The sequence below is a fragment of the Chlorobaculum parvum NCIB 8327 genome (assembly GCF_000020505.1).
Taxonomy (GTDB): domain Bacteria; phylum Bacteroidota; class Chlorobiia; order Chlorobiales; family Chlorobiaceae; genus Chlorobaculum; species Chlorobaculum parvum_A.
In genome coordinates, this window is record NC_011027.1 from 270,470 (window position 1) to 292,141 (window position 21,672).

Annotated in this window: 13 protein-coding genes; 5 read left to right on the top strand and 8 right to left on the bottom strand. The window is 57.0% G+C overall.

Annotated features, from left to right (window positions below):
- Window positions 1–26: 26 nt before the first annotated feature.
- The 5 genes from CPAR_RS01360 to CPAR_RS01380 all read right to left on the bottom strand — a co-directional run bounded on the left by CPAR_RS01360 (window position 27) and on the right by CPAR_RS01380 (window position 12,853).
- Window positions 27–3,866: a magnesium chelatase subunit H gene (locus CPAR_RS01360; RefSeq protein ID WP_012501521.1), complete on the bottom strand. Its 3,840-nt coding sequence runs from the start codon at window positions 3,864–3,866 to the stop codon at window positions 27–29.
- Between the two features lie 192 nt (window positions 3,867–4,058).
- Window positions 4,059–4,472, bottom strand: coding sequence for a hypothetical protein (locus CPAR_RS01365; protein ID WP_012501522.1), 414 nt, complete (start codon window positions 4,470–4,472; stop codon window positions 4,059–4,061).
- Window positions 4,473–4,803: 331 nt separating this feature from the next.
- Complete coding sequence (gene bchH, locus CPAR_RS01370) at window positions 4,804–8,607, bottom strand: magnesium chelatase subunit H (RefSeq protein WP_012501523.1); 3,804 nt, start codon at window positions 8,605–8,607, stop codon at window positions 4,804–4,806.
- Window positions 8,608–8,807: 200 nt separating this feature from the next.
- Window positions 8,808–11,315 (bottom strand): TonB-dependent receptor, encoded by a 2,508-nt coding sequence (locus CPAR_RS01375; RefSeq protein ID WP_012501524.1) that lies wholly within the window; start codon window positions 11,313–11,315, stop codon window positions 8,808–8,810.
- 335 nt (window positions 11,316–11,650) lie between these two features.
- The gene (locus tag CPAR_RS01380) at window positions 11,651–12,853 is read right to left on the bottom strand and encodes an aminotransferase class I/II-fold pyridoxal phosphate-dependent enzyme (protein WP_012501525.1); all 1,203 of its coding nucleotides are present in this window, start codon (window positions 12,851–12,853) and stop codon (window positions 11,651–11,653) included.
- A 244-nt stretch (window positions 12,854–13,097) separates the two neighbouring features.
- Between CPAR_RS01380 and CPAR_RS01385 the strand changes: the two genes are divergently transcribed.
- Entirely contained in the window at window positions 13,098–14,099 is a 1,002-nt protein-coding gene (locus CPAR_RS01385) for an NAD-dependent epimerase/dehydratase family protein (RefSeq protein ID WP_012501526.1), read from the top strand.
- 153 nt (window positions 14,100–14,252) lie between these two features.
- Here CPAR_RS01385 and holA read toward each other — a convergent pair whose 3' ends face one another.
- From holA to CPAR_RS01400, 3 genes are all read right to left on the bottom strand, one after another.
- Window positions 14,253–15,293 (bottom strand): DNA polymerase III subunit delta, encoded by a 1,041-nt coding sequence (gene holA, locus CPAR_RS01390; protein WP_012501527.1) that lies wholly within the window; start codon window positions 15,291–15,293, stop codon window positions 14,253–14,255.
- Between the two features lie 29 nt (window positions 15,294–15,322).
- Window positions 15,323–15,811 (bottom strand): single-stranded DNA-binding protein, encoded by a 489-nt coding sequence (locus tag CPAR_RS01395; protein WP_041466091.1) that lies wholly within the window; start codon window positions 15,809–15,811, stop codon window positions 15,323–15,325.
- 110 nt (window positions 15,812–15,921) lie between these two features.
- The gene (locus tag CPAR_RS01400) at window positions 15,922–16,716 is read right to left on the bottom strand and encodes a dihydroorotate dehydrogenase electron transfer subunit (RefSeq protein WP_041466228.1); all 795 of its coding nucleotides are present in this window, start codon (window positions 16,714–16,716) and stop codon (window positions 15,922–15,924) included.
- A 248-nt stretch (window positions 16,717–16,964) separates the two neighbouring features.
- Between CPAR_RS01400 and CPAR_RS01405 the strand changes: the two genes are divergently transcribed.
- From CPAR_RS01405 to CPAR_RS01420, 4 genes are all read left to right on the top strand, one after another.
- Window positions 16,965–18,182, top strand: a complete 1,218-nt coding sequence (locus CPAR_RS01405) for a TRC40/GET3/ArsA family transport-energizing ATPase (protein ID WP_012501530.1) — start codon at window positions 16,965–16,967, stop codon at window positions 18,180–18,182.
- A 116-nt stretch (window positions 18,183–18,298) separates the two neighbouring features.
- Entirely contained in the window at window positions 18,299–18,718 is a 420-nt protein-coding gene (locus CPAR_RS01410; protein ID WP_012501531.1) for a chlorosome protein C, read from the top strand.
- A gap of 154 nt (window positions 18,719–18,872) precedes the next feature.
- Window positions 18,873–19,112 (top strand): bacteriochlorophyll c-binding family protein, encoded by a 240-nt coding sequence (locus CPAR_RS01415; RefSeq protein WP_010933599.1) that lies wholly within the window; start codon window positions 18,873–18,875, stop codon window positions 19,110–19,112.
- A 249-nt stretch (window positions 19,113–19,361) separates the two neighbouring features.
- The gene (locus tag CPAR_RS01420; RefSeq protein ID WP_012501532.1) at window positions 19,362–21,617 is read left to right on the top strand and encodes a prolipoprotein diacylglyceryl transferase; all 2,256 of its coding nucleotides are present in this window, start codon (window positions 19,362–19,364) and stop codon (window positions 21,615–21,617) included.
- Window positions 21,618–21,672: the final 55 nt, after the last annotated feature.

Here is a 21,672-nt window from a genome sequence, read left to right on the forward strand (position 1 = left end):
TGATGTTGGTTGTCGCCTGCTCCCGGTCAAACCTCCGGGCTGTGGGCGCCTTCGATTCTGGTTTCAAGCTCTTCGTACAGTTCCTGCAATTGTTCGATGGTGCCTTCGTCGGCCTCCCAGAAGCCGCGCGAATTGGCTTCGAGCAGCCGCCGGGTCATCGACATAGTGGCGTTGGGGTTGAGCGCCGATATGCGCTCCAGCATTTCGCGGTCCTGCAGGAAGGTCTCCGTGAACTGCTGGTAGGTCCAGTTTTTGACCGCTGAGGCCGTTGCGCTCCACCCGTAGGTGTTGGTCAGATGCGCCTCGATCTCTCGAACTCCTTCATAGCCATGTTCGATCATGGCCTCGTACCACTTTGGGTTCAGGAGTTTGGTGCGTGCTTCGAGAGCCACCATCTTCTCCAGTGAGCGGATTTTCTGGCCCTTGCCGAATCCGCCGGTGTCGCCGACCATCACCTTTGGCTTTGCGCCGCCGAGCACCTCGACCGATTTCGAGACGCCGCCAAGATACTCATAATAGTGGTCAATATCAGACAATCCGATCTCAAAGCTGTCGATATTTTGAAAGGTCAATGTAACATTTTTCAGCGCGGATCGGAGGATTTCCGGACTTTCCTGCCAGTCGCCCTCCGGCGAGAAGGCGAAGCTCTTGCGGTTGACGAAGGCGTCGGCGAGTTGCTGTTCCTCCTCCCAGGTGCTGCTTTCGATCAGGTGATTGACGTTCGAACCGTAGCTGCCGGGGGCGTTTGAGTAGATTCTGCCAGCTGCTTCGTCCTCCGTGATGCCGAGTTCGGCGGCCTGTTGGCGGACGTGCTTGCGGACAAAGTTCATCGCCTCCGGCTCGCTGGCCGCCGCCGCCAGCCGCACCGCTTTGTCGAGCAGGCGCACCTGGTGCGAGAGCAGGTCGCGGAAGATGCCGCTGACCGTGACGACGATGTCGATGCGCGGGCGTCCGAGCTTTTCGAGCGGGATCAGCTCGACGTCGCCGATCTTGCCGAGCTCGTCGGTTTTCGTTCTCGCGCCGAGCAATGCAAGCGCCTGTGCCACACCTTCGCCGTCACTCTTCAGGTTGTCAGTGCCCCACAGGATCAGTGCGATCGACTCCGGCAGCTCGCCCGATTCGCGGCGGTATTGCTCCAGCAGCTCCTCGGCTGAACGTTCGCCAGCCTTCGTCGCGAAGGGCGTCGGGATGCTGTACGGGTCGAGGCTGTGGATGTTGCGTCCGGTCGGCACGATGGCCGGATTGCGCACCAGATCGTTGCCCGGCGAGGGCGGGATGTAGGCTCCGTCGAGCGCTCGCGTGACCGCTTCGATTTCGCGGTTTTCGAGCATGGCGGCGAGCAGGCCGTTCAGGAAGTGCCAGAGTTTGTCGAGCTGACGCGGCTTCAGCCCCGCCGATTTGTGCAGGTAGGCGCTCGCCTCGTCCATCCGGACGGCAAGCGTCCCGTCAAGCATGGTGGTGATGCTGACGCCGTTTGGCATCGATGCGGGCAGTTTACCGATGAATCGTTTGACTGCTTCGTGGCAGATCGCTGTTACTTTTTGCCACGATTCGCGCAGCTCCATCGCCTCTTCATGCCGCTCGGCGAGCGCGTCGTAGTCAAGGTGCAGGCCCTGGCAGATGAGTTCTGGCAGCGAGCGGTTGTCGAGTTCTGGCCGTGCGTGGCTGACCAGCAGCGCGAGGTTGTCCGCGAGGCTTTCGGCTGACGGGGCTTGGCCGAGTACGTGCAGGCCGAGTGGAATCATGCGCTCCTCGATCAGGTACAGCTCGTTGTTGAGCCAGGTGACGTACTCCTCGTCGCCCGTCGCGTCGTCCGCCCGGTCGAGGTCGAGCGTTGTGGCCAGCTCTCGAATCTCATCCAGCGCCTCTGCCGAAGGACGGCTGCGCCATGCGCTGACCAGTTCGCGGAGTTGGCGCATTCCCTTGTAGAGTCCGGCGTGTTCGAGTGGCGGGGCCATGTAGCTCACCAGTGTCGCGAAGCCGCGCCGCTTGGCTATCGCTGCTTCGCTCGGATTGTTGACGCAGTAGCAGTAGAAGTGGGGCAGTGCGCCGATGAGCCGCTTCGGCCAGCATTGCTGTGAGAGGCCGACCTGCTTGCCCGGCATGAACTCCAGCGCGCCGTGCGTCCCGAAGTGCAGCAATGCGTCCGCGCCGAACTCGCGGTCAAGCCACGAGTAGAACGCCGCGAAGGCATGATTTGGCGCGGCGTCTTTGGCCATGAGCAGGCGCATCGGGTCGCGCTCGTAGCCGAACGATGGCTGCTGGCCGACGAACAGGTTGCCGAACATCGCGCCGAGAATGTGGAAACGGCTGCCGTCGTTGAGCAGCTCGCCGGGCGCGTCGCCCCAGAACGGTTCGATCCGCTCGTAAGCCGGGAACTCCTTCCGGTACTGCTCGACCGGGTAGTGCGCCGCTACGTTGCCGTCGGTGCCGAACACCAGCCGGTTGCCTTCGAGCAGCTTGTCGCGCAGCGCATCGACCGACTCCGGCAGCTCGATTGCGTATCCGTCATCCTTCAGCTTTTTCATCAATCGCAGCAAGCTCTCGAACACATCGAGAAACGCCGCCGTGCCTGCGTTGCCGAGGTTCGGCGGGAAGTTGAAGAGCACGATGGCGAGCTTTTTGTCCGCGTTCGATTTTTTGCGCAGTCGCACCATCCGCGTGATCCGGTCGGCCAGAGCGCGGGTTTCGGTTTCGAGCGGCAGGGTGCGGTCGCTGCCCTCTTCAAGTCCGGCGAAGACGTGTGGCTCGATAGCTCCGTCGAGCTCCGGCACGGCCACGCTCAGCGCGGTCTGCAACGGCGTCAGGCCGAGGTTGTTCTCCCGCCAGTGGCTGATCGGCTGGAAGGCCAGCGGAATGAGGTTGAAACACGGAACGCCGATCTTTTTCAGAATACCGACCGCCTCCGCTGACTTGGTCTCCGCCGGGCCGCCAACGAGCGAGAAGCCGGTAGCGTTGACGATCAGATCGATGGGCATCGACTCGCTGCTGCCGGGATCGAAAAAGCCTTCAAGCGCGGGCCGAAAGTCGAGCCCGCCGCTGTAGGCGATGCAACACTGCACGTCGCGCGATTCAAGTTCGCGCAGCAGGTTGATGACGTGCAGCATGTTTTCGGAGAGCAGCGTGGCGCGCATGACAAGGATCGTCACCCGTCCTGCGTCCTTGCCGGGCCGGTTTGTGCGTTGCCACTCCCGAAACTCCGAGGTGGTCGCGAAGGGCTTTTTCGCGTCGGGGTGGTAGAGTGCGGTGTCGGGGTAGAAGATCGGGTCGTTCTGCGGCAGCACGCCGCGATAGCCCGGCACGTAGCGATCCACCAGCAGGCAGAGGAAGCGCTTCATGTTCTCCTTCGAGCCGTTCAGCCAGAACTGGTGCGCCGAGATGAAAGTGTGAATATCTTTGGCCTTGCCGGGCAGGTGCTTCATCAGCTTGCCCACGTTGCGCACCAGCGAGAGCTGCCGCTGGCTCTCGCCGTTGCCACCATGGGAGGGGCGGAGCTTCGAGGCGAGCTGCTTGAAGATGCCTTGTGGTTTGTCATCCTCAACCGGTTTCTGGAGCGAGAATTTGCCGACGCGTGTCTGGTTGATGAGCGCCGGATTGCTTGTAATCATGCAGACCGGGCAGGTTGCCGTGTCGAGCAGCTCTTCGAGCGGGCGCACAATCTCCTCGCTGAAGAGCATCGAGCCGAAGATGAAGTCGGCATCGGGAATCTCTCGTTCCAGCTTTTCCCAGGTGTCCCGGCTGTGATTCAGGCCGAGGTTGAATATGGAAACCTTCAGGTCGAGGTCGAACTCACGACTCAGCTCGGCAGCAGCCGACTTGAGCACGCTGTTGTTCGTTGGCTCCATGGTGATGAACAGAAATCGCATAGGTCAAATCCTGTTACCCTGCATTGATAAGCGCTCTCCCGAAAAAGTTGCTTCCGGACGCATGGCTCGTCAGTCCGGAATTGACGGATTCCGACCGGTGCTTCATTGCTGTGATGTCGTTCCGTCTGATGAGAACGGCATCACGAGTTGTTGCCGTTCAGTGAGGAGCAGTTGCTCCGCTGTGTTCCGGGGCTAATTCAGCAGGACAGGGTTCTGTTCGAGAAGGTTCCAGGGATGGGGCAGGTGACGGTTATCACCGAAGGCGCTCGCTTGACGACTGCCGGAAAGGTGAAGTCTGGTGAGGCGTTGTGAGGATTGGATCGCCGCAGATGCAGAGCTTGATGCGCTCTTTTCGCTCAAAAGGGTTGTGGCTGTTTGGCCGGGGAAGAGCAGTGTGCGGGGGAGTACCTTCAGTTCGCGGTGCCGGCCGTTCAGTTCGGCTGTGCTCTGGAGTGCAATCGAATCGCGGTCGCGGCTTTTCGATTTTGTGTTTGAAGCTGAGACCTTGAGCATGAACCCGTAGCCGAGTACCGAGATCGCAAAAAACAGCGCAATCTCGAAGATGCGGAGCATTTTCCTGCCAATGGTCTGCTTGCGGATATGCATAGAGTGACGGTAAGGCGTCGCTGATTACTATAGGTAGCCTTTAAGCTGATGAAATATGTGGTTGAATCACCGGTCAGCCATTCCCCCTTCGGTTGCTATCAAATAAAATTCAGGGCTTGATTTTATAGGCGATCCATGAGTCCGTCGAATAATTTTATATGCTAATATATCAAACGATACGATGAAAACACAAGCCAGCACAGGGCTGACAGGCGGGAGCTTTTGGGCGCATGGCGGGTTTTGGCGTAAAAGTGAAGCGAGAGGTGGCCGAAAGCTAAAAAAAAGAGGGGCGCTGTTTCCAGGCCCCTCTTTTTTATCCATGCTTTTGCAATCAGACTTCGATGCCTTCGAGGCGATCTTCAAGGTCGGAGTAGATCTCCTGAAGCTTCTCGATGGTGTCGGGATCGGCTGACCACATGCCGCGGCCGCTCGCTTCGAGCATCCTGCCAACAATATTCTTGAAGGCTTTCGGATTGAGCTTCATGAGCTTGTCGCGCATGGCCGGATCGAAGGCGTAGGTTTCGGCAGCTTCCTTGTACACCCAGTCGTCCACGCCCTTGGTGACGGCATCCCAGCCGAGCATGTAGGTGAAGCGGTTGCTGATTTCGGTCGCGCCGCTGTGACCCTGAGCCAGCATGCCCTCAAACCATTTCGGGTTGAGCAGCTTCGTGCGGAACTCCACTTTGAGCGCTTTTTCAGCGTCATCAACCTTGATGTCGGCCGTGTAGGTTTCGACATAGTTCAGCTTGACGCTGTCGCCTTTCGGATTGCGGCGGCGGGCCGAGAGCTGCAATGCGCCCGACGAGGAGAAGTAGCGGTCGATGTCGGAAATGCCGTACTCCGCCGAGTCAACCTGCTGCACGACGCGATCCACGGTGCCGAGCAGGTTTTTCAGAATGTCGGACTGCTCGTCGCCGTAGCGGTTGCCGCCGTAAGCGAAACCGGTGCGCTTGACGAACATGTTGTCGAGATCCTCTTCGGACTCCCATGCCGAGTCTTCAACCAGCTCGTCGATCTGCGATCCGTAGGTGCCGGGGGCCTGGGTGAAGAGGCGAGATGTGGCGCTCTCGAAGTCCTTGCCCTGCGCGATGGCCTCATCGACATGCTTCTTGATGTGGTTCATCTCGGCGGGTTCAATTGCCTTGGCTGCATCTTTGACCAGCTTGTCGAGGTGATCGACCAGCACGCCGAAGGTGTCGCGGAAGATCGAGCTGATCTGGATCAGTACGTCGATTCTCGGACGGCCCAGCTTTTCGAGCGGAATCAAACGGTAGTGGCTGATCTTGTTCTGCGCGTCGTAGGCCGGTTCGGCGCCCATGAGCGCAATGATGACCGCCACGGCTTCACCCTTGCTCTTGATGGTATCGAGACCCCAGAGCACCTGGGCGATGGTTTCGGGATACTCGCCGTTATTCTCGTCGCGATGCTTCTGGATGATGGTATCGGCGATTTGCTTGCCGCGCTTGAAGGCCAGCTCCGACGGAATTCTCCACGGGTCGATGGCGTGGATGTTGCGGCCTGTCGGCAAGACGGACGCGCCGTCGCGTACCAGGTCGCCGCCGGGGCCGGACGGGAGGTACTCGCCGTTCAGGGCGCGCACAAAGCTCTCCATCTCGTGGCTATTGTCCTGGAGGCCCTGCTTGAGCGCGGCGCCTTCCTGCAGGGCGGTATTGATCGCGGCGGCCATCTCTTCGTTGGCCTTCGCGCCACCGGTCAGCACACTGAAGACGTTACCGGCATTCGCGTTGCCGAAGATGGTCTGTTCGATGAAGTCGCGAGTGATGTCGTCAACCTTCTCTCTGACCTTGAGCGCTTTCGGGTCGCCTTTGCGGGCTTTGGTGGCCAGTGCGGCATAGTCGCCCCAGGTTTCGCTATCACCGATCGCCTGCATGATAACCGAAGGCAGTGAACGCTCGTTGCCGCGAACTTTCAGGTACTCGGAGATCGTGGTGACCTGCGTCGCGAGTTCCGGCGTTTCACCGAACACGTGCAGCGCGTTGGAGATGAGCTTGGTTTCGAGTTCGAGCAGGTAGATGTACAGGCGGCTGATGTAGTCGCTGAACGGTTCGCCTTCAAGCCTCGGGCAGTCGTCGGTCAGGTTGAGGTTTTCAGCCTTTTCGATGATGGCCATCTCGGTTTCGACATCGACGATTTTTTCAAGTCCGCGCTCGCGGTAGTCGTTGAGCATGTCCTTGAAGGTCGGTAGCTCCTTGTACAGACCGGCGCGGGAGAGCGGTGGAATGTTGTGCGAAATCATGGTCGCGTAACCGCGGCGCTTGGCGATGTTGGCCTCGCTCGGGTTGTTGACCGGATAGATGTAGAAGTGCGGGACTTCGCCAAGCAGTGCGTCCGGCCAGCAGTCGCCGGTGACGCCAAGCTGAAGGCCGGGCATCCACTCGACCGTTCCGTGCATGCCGACGTGCACAAGGGCGTGCGCGCCGAACTCGCGGCTGATCCAGCGGTAGAAGGCGATGTACTGGTGGTGCGGCGTGTTCTCCTTGTCGAAGAGCAGGCGCATCGGGTCGCCCTGAATGCCGAGGCGCGGCTGGACGCCAATGAAGACGTTGCCGAGCGTGAGGCCTCCGAGGAACATCTTGTCCACTCCGACCGGGGCGATTTCGCCGGGGAAGCCGCTCCAGCGAGCCTCGATGCGCTCACGCTCGCGGTCGGTGGTGATGGAGTTGAAGGTCGCGCGGTCGATGGCGAAGCAGTCTGGCTCGTGAGCCTGGATTTCGTAATCGGTCGCTTTGTCGAGCATGGCGAGCAGCGCTTCCGGAGATTCAGGCATCTCGCCGACGTTGTAGCCCTCGCTCTGCAGGCGCTGCAACATTTTGTAGATGCTCTTCGGTACGTCGAGCAGCGCGGCGCTTGCTTTGCGGCCCATACCGGGCGGATAGTCGTAGACCACAAAGGCGACCTTCTTGTCGTGGTTTGCGGTGTGGCGCAGTTCGGAGAATTTCTTGGCCAGCGTGGAGAGGCGGTCGAGGCGGTCTGGCACGGTGTGCAGGCGGCCATCCTTGATTGCGCCGAGTACGACGGGGCAGACCGCGCCGTCCATCTCCGGAAGGGCGTAGGTCATGGCCGACTGCAACGGCACGACGCCCTGCGTTTTCCACGAGTTGATGTCCTGAATAAAGAGCGGCTGGGAGACAACGTACGGCGCGTTGAGCTTGCCGAGAATCTCCTCGCGCGCGGCAGCCGAAGCACCCGGCGTGGTCGCGCCGGCGGGACCGCCGACGAAGCCGAAGCCCATCATGTTGATGAGCATGTCGATTTTGGTGTGGGTGAACCACTCGCGCGCCGCGACGTGGCCCTCGACGCCCATCACGAACACCGGCAGGGGATTGAGCCCCTTGGCTTCGATGGCGCGGATGGTGTTGTCGATATACTCCTTCTCCTGCAAGAGGTGTTTGCGGAAGAAGAGCATGGCGATATTGTTCTGCTCTTTGGAGGCTTTGTTCTTTTTATGTAACCACTTTTCGTAGTGGTTCAGGTCCTTCATGTAGTCCGGCGCGTCGGGATGGTAGAATCCCATCGTCGGAACCTCCTGCACCTTGTCAGCTTTGACCGAAACGTCGAAGTATTCGGACATGATGTAATTGAACATCGATGCCAGGTTTTCGGCGGTCGGATGCATCCAGTAGGTATACACCTGCATCCAGTTTTTGAAGTCCTTGGCCTTCTTCGGGATCAGCGGCAGCATGGTGCGCATGATCTTCAGAAGCTTCATATAGCCGTAGAGGGCGTCCTCGTCACGGCCTTTGACAAGCATTTTGGCGACTTTTTTGACGATGTCCGGCATGCCGCTGCCGTCTTCGGAAACGACGTAGTTTCCGACTCTGGTCATGTGCATCACTTCGGGCATCGACTCGTAAGCGAAAATCGTCCTGACCTTCGATTGATCGATCTGTTCCTGGAGCCAGTCAGCCTGATTCTTGAACTGAATCAGGGTGGTGAAAATGCAGTCTGCTTCGCGGATGGCCTGGCCTGCCTCCGGGTTTTGGTGTTCAAGATCCTGGTCTGTCCATTGGGTCAGCTCGGCGTTCTGGCCGATCAAATCTTTCACTTCTCTCCAGACGCGCTGGTTGCACTGTTCCATTCCGACAACCGCGGCAATTCGGATTTTGTCGCCCATAGATAACTGTAATGTGCTTGGTTTGTGAGGCGTCACGGGCGTTTAACCGAGGATAGCTCCATGCTCCGTGGCGCTCTGAGGTTTTTTCAGGACTACGCAATGTAATAAATCCTGCTTTGATTAACAGCAGTAAAAAAACAAACCCCTCCGTCTGGAGGGGTTTGCGCTAAAGAACTGGCGTGTTTTGCAGAAAGTTTCGCTCAGTACGTCAGATCGATGCCGGCAATGAAGCTGCGGTTCGGTGCGCGGAACCATTCGGCCTCTTCATACTGCGTGTTGTTGATGTTGTTGCAGGCCAGGGTGCCGGTAACATTGTCGCTGAACTTGTACTTGATTGCAGCATTGAACACCACGAAATCGCCGGGATAGTTTTCGCCCTCGGGGTTGGTGTACAGGCTTACAGCCTTGTACTTGCCGACATAACGACCATTGACGTTCAGGGTCAGCTTGTCGGTGGCTTTCCATGTCACGCTTGCCGAGGCCGTATGCTCGGGTCGGTAGGGCAGCCATTCCGGATCAGGGTTCTGGTCGAGGGTCACATCCTGACCGGCCACATACGAACGGTTCTTGGCGTTCATGTAGGTATAGCCGGCACTCAGGTTCCAGTCGGCGTTTGGTCTGAAGTTCAGGCTGGTCTCAATACCCCAGATCCGCGCTTTGGTAATGTTGCGGTACATGAAGGTTTGGCCGGGGTAGATGATCGACTGAATCAGGTCATCATAGTTATTGATGAATCCGGCCACATCGATCGAGACCTTGTCACTGAACTGCTTGTAGATGCCGGCCTCCCAGGATGTCATGGTCTCCTTGTCCAGATCCGGATTCGGGATGCCGATGAAGATGCCGCCTTCGCGAACGAAGCGCTCGTACAGTGTCGGTGCACGGAAGCTGCGGCCCCATGAGGCACGCAGTGCCATGTCGTCGGCCACTCTGTAGTTGAGGGCGACTCTCGGGCTCAGGGCATCGACGCTTTGGTTGTTGAGCGGTACCCAGACTCCCGGGGTTTCTTCAACCACATCCTTGTTGATGCCGCTCCAGTCATAGCGCAGAGACATCAGGGCGGTCAGCCTGTCGGCAAGCTTCCACTCGTCCTGCAGGAAGGCTGCGAAATTCTTTTCCTGAATGTCGTTGAACTTGTTTGTTTCCGGATATTCAACCGCTACCTGAGTCGTTCGGGTGTCGACAATGTTGCCGTCAATGCCGAACAGCAGGCGGTGCGCATCGCTGGCGCGCCAGTCGAGCTTGACGCCTGCGCCATAACGATAGTCGTCGGTTTCATTGAACTGGCCGGGAACTCTTGGGTACGGAAATGATGGATCTACCGGATTGCCTGTCGGATAAATCTGGGGAAAATCAGTTCGATTGTATTCAATGCGCGTGGCATTATAGGTGTAGTACAACTTTGTATCGAGCGAGAGATCATCGCTCAGCAAGTTGACATAGTTCAGCCCTATAAGGCCGTTTTTTCTGGCGATCAGGTCATCAGAGTAAACGTCGTACTCTGGACTGTACACGCCAGGAACATACATTGGATTTGTGCTTGTGAATGATCTGTAAACATCGTACGAGCGGTTAGTAATCGGCGTGAATGTAATAGTCGGTGGTGGTGGAAAACCATCGACATTGGTGTTAAAGGCCCACTGGTAGGCATAGCCGCCGACCGTCGAGTTGTAGAATGTGCTGAGCTGGATGTACTGCCTTGAATCGATGTTATACCTTGCCTTGAACTTGAGGTCGTTCATGTAGTTCCAGGCGTTCTGGCGGTAACCGTGGTCATCGCTGTGCGAATAGAGAATGTCGTAGGTCCAGTCGCCGCACTTGTCGCCGAAGCCGAAATAGGTGTTCCAGAACACAGGGGTAAAGCCATCGCGGTAGACGCTTTCGTCGCCCGATGGTGTTTTGTCGTAAAAGCCAATGCTGGTTCCGGCCCTGACCTCTTTTTTGCTCGGAAGGTGGCCTGTAACGTTCACCACCCCACCCATCGCACCGGAGCCGTAAAGAGTGGCTGCAGCACCCTTGAGCACTTCGACCTTGTCGGCGGCGTTCATGTTGACCGACTGCCAGACGATTTCGCCGCTTTCTGGGTTGTTGATCGGGAAGCCATCATAGAAGGCCGTGACCCTCGTGCCAATGCCGCCGCCGCTGTAGGCGTTCGAGCCGCGAATCTGCAGGTTTGACGACGAGGTTCCGCCTGCGCGGCTGACCACGACACCAGGGACGTCCTGAACAACGGCATCAAGTGTCGGATTGGGTTCTTCCTCGATTTTCTCTTTGGTCACCACGTTTGCCGTCACCGGGACGTCAAGACGGTCCTGCTTGTAGAGTGCGGCGCCCACAACCACTTCGGAGGCCATGATGGTGGTTTGTCCGAGCGAGAAGTTCAGGGTAGCGGTCTGGCCGTCGGAGAGGGTGATGGTCTGGGAGATCGGGGCGTAGCCGATGCTGGTGACGGTCACTTTCTGCTGTTTCGAGGCCGGAACGTTCCGCAGCACGAAATTGCCGTCGATGTCCGTGGCAGTCGCGATGTTGGTGCCAGCGATCGATACCGCTGCGCCGATGACGCCTTCGCCGTCCGCTTTGTCAGTGACCCGGCCTCTCAGGACGCCGTCTGCCGCATAGGTGGTCAGCGGAGCTACTGACGAGGCGAAAAGCGTGACCGACATGGCAAGCCGTTTCATGCCTGAACCCTTTACCTTCTCTTTTTTCATGGTTGTGGGAGTTGGTTATTGGTGTTGTATGAGCGTTATCGAGCTAATGGGCGATTCACGACAAACGTGTTGAGACGCCCATGAAAAATCCTGTCAACAGAGGCGGTGCGCTGTTGCATTAATTTCGGATGCTGCTCATCGGCACAGACTCATGGTCATCAGCACGCATAGGGACGCATATATCGATCGGAGGTGGTCATACATTGCATGTGTAAATTTATGGTGAAATGCTGCAAACTCCAAAGGATTGTTGCTGTTGCGGGGGGCGTTCTACCATAAAAAAGCCCCGCGATGATAGCGAGGCTTTGTGTTGAAACTGAGCTTTTTCGATGCTTTCATATAATGCCGAGTTCGCGTCCGATGGTCGAGAATTCGGTGATGACCTTGTCGAGATGCTCTTTCTCATGGGTTGCCATGAAGCTGGTTCTGAGCGCTTCGTGGCCGGGCATGACTCCCGGACGGATAAAGGCGTTGACGTAGACACCCGCATCGAAGAGTCGTCTCCAGAAATAGAGCGTTTTCATCTGGTCAGCGATCAGTACGGTCACGATAGCCGTCCGCGATGGCATGAGCGTAAAGCCCGCTTTGAGCAGGCCTTGGCGCACATAGTCGGTGTTGGCGATCAGGCGTTTGGTCAGCTCGGGCTGTTCCCTGATGATCTTGAGTGTAGCCAGAACGGCTGCCACGCTTGCCGGGGTCGGCGAAGCGCTGAAGATCAGCGAAGCGGCGTGGTGTTTGATGTAGTTGATCACCGTCTCGTCGCCAACCACGTAGCCGCCGAGCGAGCCGAAGGTTTTGGAGAAGGTGCCCATAATCAGGTCAACCTCGTCAACCAGACCGAATTCAGACGGAGTTCCGCGTCCGCCCTTGCCGATGACACCCACGGCGTGAGCGTCGTCGATCACGACCCGGGCATTGTATTTCTTGGCCAGTGCCACCAGGCCGGGCAGATCGACAATTTCGCCTGAAACCGAGAAGACGCCATCGGAGATGATCATCCTTCCGGCCGAGTCCGGAATGGTTTTGAGCACGCGCTCAAGGTCGGCCATGTCGTTGTGCTTGTAGCGCACGAGGTTGGCTCCGCCGCCCTGAGCCATGACCGATGCGGCCACGAGGCTGGCGTGGTTATCACGATCCGACACGATGTACTCGCCGCGCTGCACGATGGTCGGAATGATGCCCTGGCCGGTCTGGTAGCCGGTGCTGAACAAGAGGCATCGCTCTTTTTCAAAAAAGTCGGCGAGCTGCTCTTCGAGTTCGACATGGAGATTGACCGTGCCGGTCATGTACCGGGAACCGGAGCAACTGGTGCCGTAGCGTTTGATGGCGTCGATCGAGGCCTGCTTGACGCTTGGGTCGGAAGTGAGGCCGAGGTAGTTGTTCGAGCCAGCCATGACGAGCTTGCGGCCATCAAAAGAAACAACCGGGCCATCGGTATCGTCGATGGGGCGGAAGAATGGGTACAGGCCCTGGGCCTTGATTTCGTCGGCGAGGGTGAAATCAACGCACTTCTTGAATATATCTTTAGCTTTTTCCACAGGTTGCGGTTTTACGCCCACGTTGTCGCCGAGCGCTTGAAATTGATGAAAGCTGGTTTCCGCAAAGTCGTATTCGGCCAGGCCGTTCGGGGAGTGCGGATTCTGCTATGAAACAGAAATGTATTAAAATTTTCATTTTTCCGGTAAAGCGCCCTATGTTTTTTCTTTGGCTAAAGAACCCGTCCGTTTGCTGGCCGCATTGGGGCGGGGAGCTGGTAACGATTGTAAACAGCCTTTGGAAAGTATGGATGAAATGATTCTGGTTACAGGCTCGACCGGGTTTATCGGATCGAGGATGGTTGACAGGCTTGTCGGCGAAGGGTGCCGTGTCCGGGTGCTGCTTCGGCCCGAAAGCGCATCCTTTTCAGCCGCCTCTGGCCGGAACGGCGTCGAGACGGTTCGAGCCGCTTACGATGATGCCGAAGCACTCGGCAGGGCGGTGTCGGGCGTCGATTCGATCATCCATCTGGCCGGGCTGACCAAGGCGGCTGATGAAGCGGGCTTTATCTCGGGCAACGTGATGCCGGTGGAAAACCTGCTCGGTGCGGTGCAACGGCACAATCCGGGGCTCAGGCGTTTTCTGCTTGTCTCCTCGCTTGCTGCTGCGGGGCCTGCCCAGTCGCCATCGCCCGGCGTCAGGGAGTCTGATAGTCCTGCTCCTGTCAGCGCGTATGGACGAAGCAAGCTGCTCGGCGAAGAAGCTGCTCTGCGCCACGCCGGAGCGGTGCCGCTTACCATCGTTCGTCCTCCGGCGGTTTACGGGCCGGGAGATCGCGACATTCTGGAAGTATTTGCCATGATGAAGAAGGGGTATCTGCTCTCGGCGGGTTCCGGAGTGCGACAGCGTTTCAGCATGATTCATGTCGATGATCTGGTTGAGGGAATGTTGCGTGCGCTCCGTTCAGAGGCCGGCGCTGGCAGCACCTATTTCATCACCTCGCCGCGTGGATACGCCTGGAGTGAAGTGATCGAGGCCGCACGGCCGGTGCTCGGTTTCGGGAAACTCGTGCGCATCAATCTGCCCAAGCCGCTGGTGTTCGGCCTCGGCTCGGTGCTTGAAGCCTTCGCGAAGTTGAGTGGTCGTCCGGCACTGATTAACCGCGACAAAGCCGCCGAGCTGGTGCAGGATTACTGGGTTTGCAGTTCCGAAAAAGCCGAAAAGGAGTTGGGGTTTGTTGCGCCCACGTCGTTGGCCGAGGGCGTGGCTGAAACGCTACAGTGGTATCAGCGAAAAGGGTGGCTATGAAGGGTGAGAGCTGGCATGGTTCACCCCGGCTTGAAAGCCGGAGCAATTGAAGAAAATAGAGGAGGTTGAATGTCCGTCGGGCTAAAGCCCTCCTGAATGCGGGATTGTACTCCCGCGCATTTTGTCCACCAAGTCCGCTGCCGAACTTCCCCCTCATCCCAGAATTTCCTGCATCATTTTCAGCAGGGTGAATTTGTCGTCCGGTGACTGCACGATGCCCTTGAGGGCGGCATCGGCATTGCGCAGGGCGTGGAGGGCTCGCTCGGTTTCGGCGAGGTTGAAGCGCCGTGCGTAGTCGATATAGTTTTTCGCAAAGAACTCCTGTCGGCCGTACATGCCGAGCATTGCCGCCGTGTCTTTGAGCGAAAGCTGCTGCAGGCCGGGGGTCTGGAGCTTCCAGATGCGCAGGAAAAAGGTGGTGAAGTAGCGCACGATGTTCATAAGCCCCTCTTTCTGTCCCTCCTGCTCCATAATCATCAGGGCGATGCCGCTGCAAAGCCGGAGGTTCTTGCCGACCAGTGCTTTTTCCAGCTCGAAGACATTGTATTTTTTTGAAATGCCGACGCACTGGCAGACATCGTCGAGGGTGATACGGCGTTCGGTGCGTTTGTCGGTGACGTAGAGGGTGAGCTTTTCGATCTCTTGGCAGATCAGGCGAGACGAGGGTTCGATGTAACCGGCAAAGGTTTTGAGGGCGTCTGGATCGAACTCCCAGCCCGCCTCGCGGGCCCGTTCGGCGGCGAAGACATCGGGGTGTTTGACCGCCGGGAAGTCATGTCGGAACGACTTGAGCTGTTTGTACGGGAATTTCTCAAGCTCTTTTTTGTCGACCTGCTCAGCATCGAGCACCAGCACGGCGAAGGAGGCCGGGTTTGCCAGGTAGCGCACCAGCGACTCCTCCTGATGCAGGCTTTCGGTTTTGCCGGTCACCTTTTTGAGTTTGTCGAACTGCCGGACGACGACCAGCTTTTTTTCGGTGAACATCGGGTACTCCGAGGCTGCCGAAATGATCTGGCCCAGCGTGACGTCCGGGCCGTAGAGCATGATGGTGTTGAGCGCGGCCTCGCTCTCCGAGGGAAAAAGCGAGGCTTTCAGTTGCGTTTCGATCTCCTCCTTGAGCCAGCTTTCCGGTCCCTGAAAGAAATAGACCGGCTCGATCTTGCCTGATGCGATCTGTTTTTTCAGGTCAGCCATGCGGGTTCAATACAGAGGTCGGTCGTTGATTAGAAGGGCAGGTCGTCCTTTTCGAACTCCTGTGCTCCGCTCGACGCGGGGCGGTTGCCGTAATCGCCGGATGACGATTCCTGTTTCGGCTGGCGGGAGTAGGATGGCCGTTCCTGCGAATAGGAATCGCCGCCCATGCCACCGCCGGAATCACGTCCGCCGAGCATCTGCATGTCGCTGCACACGATTTCGGTGGTGTATTTCTTTTCGCCGGTTTTGGCGTCGTCCCACGAGCGGGTCTGCAGGCGGCCTTCGATATAGACCTGACGGCCTTTTTTGAGGTACTGGCTGCAAATGTCGGCCAGTTTGCCCCAGGCTACGATCCGGTGCCATTCGGTGCGCTCCTGGAAGTTGCCGGTGCTGTCTTTGTAGCCTTCGCTGGTGGCAAGGTTAAAGTTGACGACGGTCTGGCCGGATGCGGTTTCGCGGCGTTCCGGGTCGCTGCCGAGGTGGCCAATCAGCATTACTTTGTTCAAGCCTCGTGCCATAATGGTGTGCGTGATTTTCGGTTCTCTTGACGTGCGCCTCTGCGCTATTGAGGACGCAGAGTTCGGTTGCTTTGAGCGTCAAGCTACATGATTATTCCGTATTCTTCAAGTCAGGCCGTAAAGCGCGTGCCGTCGATGACCGGTCCTTCGCGGCAGAGCAGGATGCTCTCTTTCTCGCCATCGGCGTTCTTGAGCTCGACCATGCAGCCATAGCAGATGCCGATGCCGCAGCCCATGATCGACTCCAACGACAGTTCACAGGCAAGGCCGCGCTCCTTGCAGAAATTGGCCAGTGCCTTGAGCATCGGGTTGGGGCCGCAGGCGAAGACCTTGATACGCTGGCCATCCGTTTCTGTGGCAAGGTGACGATCGAGCAACTGCACGACGTTGCCGTGGAATCCCTCCGAGCCGTCGTCGGTCGCGGTGCTGACGTTCGAGAGCCCGGCAGTCAAAAGGTCGGTGCGGCTCCGGCCGCCGACCAGATTGGCGAATGGAGTCCCCTGGGCGGCGAGCGTTGTTTCGAGGAAGCGCATCGGCGCGGTGCCAATGCCGCCCGAAACGAGCAGCGCAGTATCGAACTCGCCGGGGTCGGTGCCGAAGGCGTTGCCGAGCGGGCCGAGCACCAGCAGGTTGTCGCCGCAGGAGGCTTCGCAGAGCATCGCCGTGCCGCGTCCGACGTTTTTCACCATCACCTCGATCGTTTCACCCTCAACGTTGTGGATGCAGAACGGCCGACGGAGCAACGGCTGATCCGACGAGCTGACCTTGATGTTCACGAAGTTTCCCGGCCGGGCGGTCGCGGCGATTTCCGGGCAGGGCATGGAGATGATCGAGACATCCTGGCCTGCCGGACGAATGCCGGTAACGTGCGATTTGAGGTCGCGGATGGTGCTGGACTGAAGCATGGCTGCAAGCATTCTTGGTCGCGGCGGTCGGGCCCCCGCGATGATTCAGGAAAACGCCGTTATCAATATCTGCACGTAATTAAGAGCCCCAGCATCGATTTTGCAAATGCGTTCGTTCCCGCTGATGTGGCCTGCAACGATCTCTTTGGTTCCGGGCGCGGATTGTTTGTGAATGGTGCTTTGCAGAATGATTGGATAAGTATATCTTAACGATCTTGGCTGTATAATAAACTTCCAATGCCTGGTTCATGCGTATATTAACTTTTACTGGTAAAGGTGGTGTGGGAAAGACAAGCGTCTCGGCCGCCACGGCAGTCCGTCTTTCCGAGATGGGACATCGCACGCTGGTGCTTTCGACCGACCCTGCCCACAGCCTTTCAGACTCTTTCAACCTTCAACTTGGCGCTGAGCCGACCAAGATCAAGGAAAACCTTCACGCCATCGAGGTAAACCCTTACGTTGACCTCAAGGAGAACTGGCATTCGGTACAGAAGTACTACACTCGCGTTTTCATGGCTCAGGGCGTCTCTGGCGTCATGGCTGACGAAATGACGATTCTTCCCGGCATGGAAGAGCTCTTCTCCCTGCTCAGAATCAAACGCTACAAATCCACCGGCCTGTACGATGCGCTCGTGCTCGATACGGCTCCGACCGGCGAAACCCTTCGCCTGCTCTCGCTTCCCGATACCCTTTCATGGGGCATGAAGGCGGTGAAAAACGTCAATAAATATATTGTTCGTCCGCTCAGCAAGCCGCTGTCCAAAATGTCGGACAAAATTGCCTACTACATTCCGCCGGAAGACGCTATCGAATCTGTCGATCAGGTGTTCGACGAACTCGAAGACATTCGGGATATTCTGACCGACAACGTCAAGTCGACCGTCAGGCTGGTTATGAACGCCGAGAAAATGTCGATCAAGGAGACCATGCGCGCCCTGACCTACCTGAACCTCTATGGCTTCAAGGTCGATATGGTGCTGGTCAACAAGCTGCTCGACGCACAGGAGAACAGCGGTTACCTCGAAAAGTGGAAAGGCATCCAGCAAAAATATCTTGGCGAGATCGAAGAGGGCTTTTCGCCGCTTCCGGTCAAAAAGCTGAAGATGTATGATCAGGAGATCGTCGGCGTCAAATCGCTCGAAGTGTTTGCCCATGATATTTATGGTGACACCGATCCATCCGATATGATGTATGACGAGCCGCCGATCAAGTTTGTTCGCAAGGGCGATATCTATGAAGTTCAGCTCAAGCTCATGTTTGCCAACCCGGTCGATATCGATGTGTGGGTTACCGGTGACGAGCTGTTTGTCCAGATTGGCAACCAGCGCAAGATCATTACGCTTCCGGTCAGCCTTACCGGTCTGGAACCCGGCGATGCCGTCTTCCGTGACAAGTGGCTGCACATTCCCTTCGATCTCGAAAAGCAGGGCCAGCATCACCGTACCAGAGAGTTTAACAAAGCTTAATGTGGCACGGATTCCTGTTTGAGCAAGGGCGATTTTTTTATTAGTTTCGTTCAAAGTCGTTTTACACATAACAGTAACTCCGGGCTGCCAAGGCGGTCGGATTAAAGGAGGACATAATGTCAGAATCGTATCAGAAACTTCGCAAGGATTTTAAAGACCTCGATTTCACCGACAGGCTCACCTTTCTTGCCGAAAGCGTGCTTCTGACCGGTCAGAGCGCCATCGTTGGCGGTCTTGAGGTCGCGGGCAGCGTTGTTGAGACGGTTGCAGGGACGGTCGGTTCGCTGGTCGATGCCTCGGGTATCGGCAACATGCTCGGTGGTTCGGGCGGCGTAGTAGGCGAGACTATCGATCGTGTCGCGATCACCGTCAAAGACGTATCCCGCTCGGCAGGTGATCTCTACAATGACGCGGTAAGGAACGTCGAAAACGTTACCGGCAACGCTGCCAAGGCAGTTGGTGACGCGGGCTCTTCGGCTTCCGATGCGGTCAAGAACATCGCCGGTTCGTTCCAGAAAACCACCGGAAAGAAGTAAGGTTTTTTCGTCGGCCCTGCCCGGCCGGGACGGAAGGCAGGAGGGCGCTTAAAATCTTTTAATTTGTGTTTTTTCGTTTATTCGCTTATTTTTGTCTTAAGTCTCATTTTTGAATGTTGTTTTTTCTGTCAATTAAATTCCAAAAGGAGGAGTTATGAGTGGAGGAGGCGTCTTTACTGACATCTTAGCCGCCGCAGGCCGCATTTTCGAAGTTATGGTCGAGGGTCACTGGGAGACCGTCGGCATGCTTTTTGATTCTCTGGGCAAAGGCACCATGAGGATCAACCGCAATGCCTATGGTTCCATGGGTGGTGGTAGCCTTCGTGGTTCTTCACCTGAGGTTTCCGGCTATGCTGTTCCGACCAAAGAAGTTGAATCGAAGTTTGCCAAATAAGCAAACCGTTCAGCAAGATTCTAAAAGCAGTGACAGGTTTTGCACCGTCACTGCTTTTTTAGTTTTATGCCGTTCCCGCATCGATTGCCTGCCTTTTGCCCGTTGCCACCTCTTCATTTCATGCTCCCAGATTTCTTCGGTCGCTTAATCACGGTTCAGCGTTACGTAATTTATTTTTGTTTTCATATTTTGTTGGTTCGACTATCGATGATGAACGGATTTCAACGGTAACGTGACCGGAAGCGGTAAATGGCTAATTTTTCTCTTTATATCTCGGGACAGACTGAACTGGGTGATGTTGCTGAGTTTTTCCAGAAACGCCTGATTGGCGAAGGTGAAACTCCCATCGCATTTTTTGACGGCGTTTTTTACGAATCTCATCAGGAGCGGGTAGGCAATATTGTCTATCAGGATTATCTGATCTTTTCTGACAAGGCGCTCTACCTCTGGGCGAGAGGGGCTTCGAAAGATTATCTCGATCGCTTCACGCTCGGCGCTGTATCGGTGAACAGCCGAAACAAGGATAGCGCGTTCGCGACCATGAACCTCAAAATACGGCGCGAGGGCAAAGAGCCGGTGTTCGTGATTTTCGACATGGTCGAAATTCGTGAAGCAGAAATGGTCATCAAGCTTCAAACCGCCGTCGAATCAACCATAGAGGACTATCTCGGAGTCAATTACCGTCAGGAGATCCCTCCGGATGCAGCCGGCAGGATTCTTCAGGCTGCTCGGGCCGTCTGCCCGCCAAGGAACATCTCACTGCCTCTGGAGTCGCCTGAGGCGCCGCAGATGCCTGTCCCTGATGCCGGCATTGGTTATGGCCAGGATCTGCTCGAACAGTACCGTGCCATGGGCGGACAGCCCGGTGCGCAACAGGCTCCCTCTCAGGGATCACCGTATGGCGAACGCCCGCAGGCTGGCGGAATGGGCATGCCGGGTATCGGTGCCCCACCGTTTGCTCCGCGCGGCGGGCTCGAGTCGATGCTGCCTACCGATCCAGCCTCGTTGAAGCGGATTGCCGATCAGATCAAAAATATGGTTGGTGACGCGCCGTTCAAGTTGCGTGACCAGGTGATGAAAGATCTTCAGCATGTGCCCGGTGATGTGGCTACGGTGCTGACCGCCCTCAACGAGCTGCTGGCCAATATCGCCGGCAACCCGATGGCCGAGCGTTTCGTTATGAATGCCATCAAAACGGCTGTGGTGAACGATGGCATGATCGGTTCTCTTGGCAAAATCATCAAAATGACCGGTTTCGGCAGCGGTGGCGGCAAAAAAAGCTCGCAGCCCGCGTCTGACGGCCCCGCAGCCGGTGATGACCGTTCAGCTTCCAGACCGCGCAAAAGCCCGTTCGAGGAGGAACCTGACGATAACTCGTCGACGATCAGGCGTAAGAAGATCAGCGTCAAGGATGACGAAGAGAGTTCTGTTGCCGATCTTTTTGCCGGGAGCGATGAGCCGATTACTTCACGTGAGGAGCGCAAGCCTGCCATTGACGATACCAGAGCCGATGGTGGCGGTCGCCGAAAGAAGCTCTCCATCAAGATGGAGGATGACAACGAGATCGCTCGCAAGCTGATGAGTTACGACGAGTCGGAGCGGGAAGCGCCGGTGTCCGAGCCTGAGCCGGTCAAGCCTGAATCTCCGGTGGCCAGTCAGCCGGTTGATAGCGGTTCAGGAGTGCGACGGAAAAAGGTCGCCATCAAAGCCGAAGAGGGGAGCGGCGCACGCGCTGATGTTGCACAAAAGCTGATGAGCTACGATGAAACAACGCGAGGCGCGATCAATACACTCTCAAAATCCGATGAGCCGAAAGCCGAAACGGCGCCCGAGCTTGAGCCGGAAAAGCCGGTAAGGAAAAAGATCCAGATCGTCGCAGCCGAAGAGTCCGAATCGGACGTCGTTTCTGCATCGGAGCCAGAGCCGGAAGAGGATATCCCGGTGATTGAGATGGCTGCAATTGAAGCTGCATTGGAGCTGGAGGCTGAATCTGGCATCGAGCCAGAGTTGGCTGAGGCATCAGTTCCCGAACCCGAACCGGAAATCCCGGTGAGGAAAAAGCTTCAGGTTGTAGCATCCGATGAGCCGAATGTTGAGGCCGAGCCTGAACCGGAAGCGCCCGAGACAAAGAAGGTGCAGGTTGTTGCATCGGAGGAATCGGCAACTGAGCTCAAACCCGAAGTCGCATCAGAGTCCGAACCGGAGGAGGAGGCTGCATCTGAGGCATCGGCCAGTGATGTTGTTGCGAATGAAGCTGAGCCGGCAATTGCATCAGTTTCTGAAACATCGTCCGAATCTGAAGAGATTACTATTTCCGAAGAGGCGCTTTTTGTCGCTCTTGGCGAGGAACCGAAAGCAGAAAAGCGTTCGTCCGGCACGAACGAGTACATGACCATAGAATCTGACGAGCCGGAGAAAAAAATAGCAAGCGTGAAACCCACCGAACAGCAACGTCGTCCTTCTGGCAAGGCTGGCCGGAGCAAACGGCGGGGGAGAAAAGTCTGACGGCCAAAAGCCGACGGGAGAAAGACATTCAGTTTAAGTCAAGTTTTCACCATAG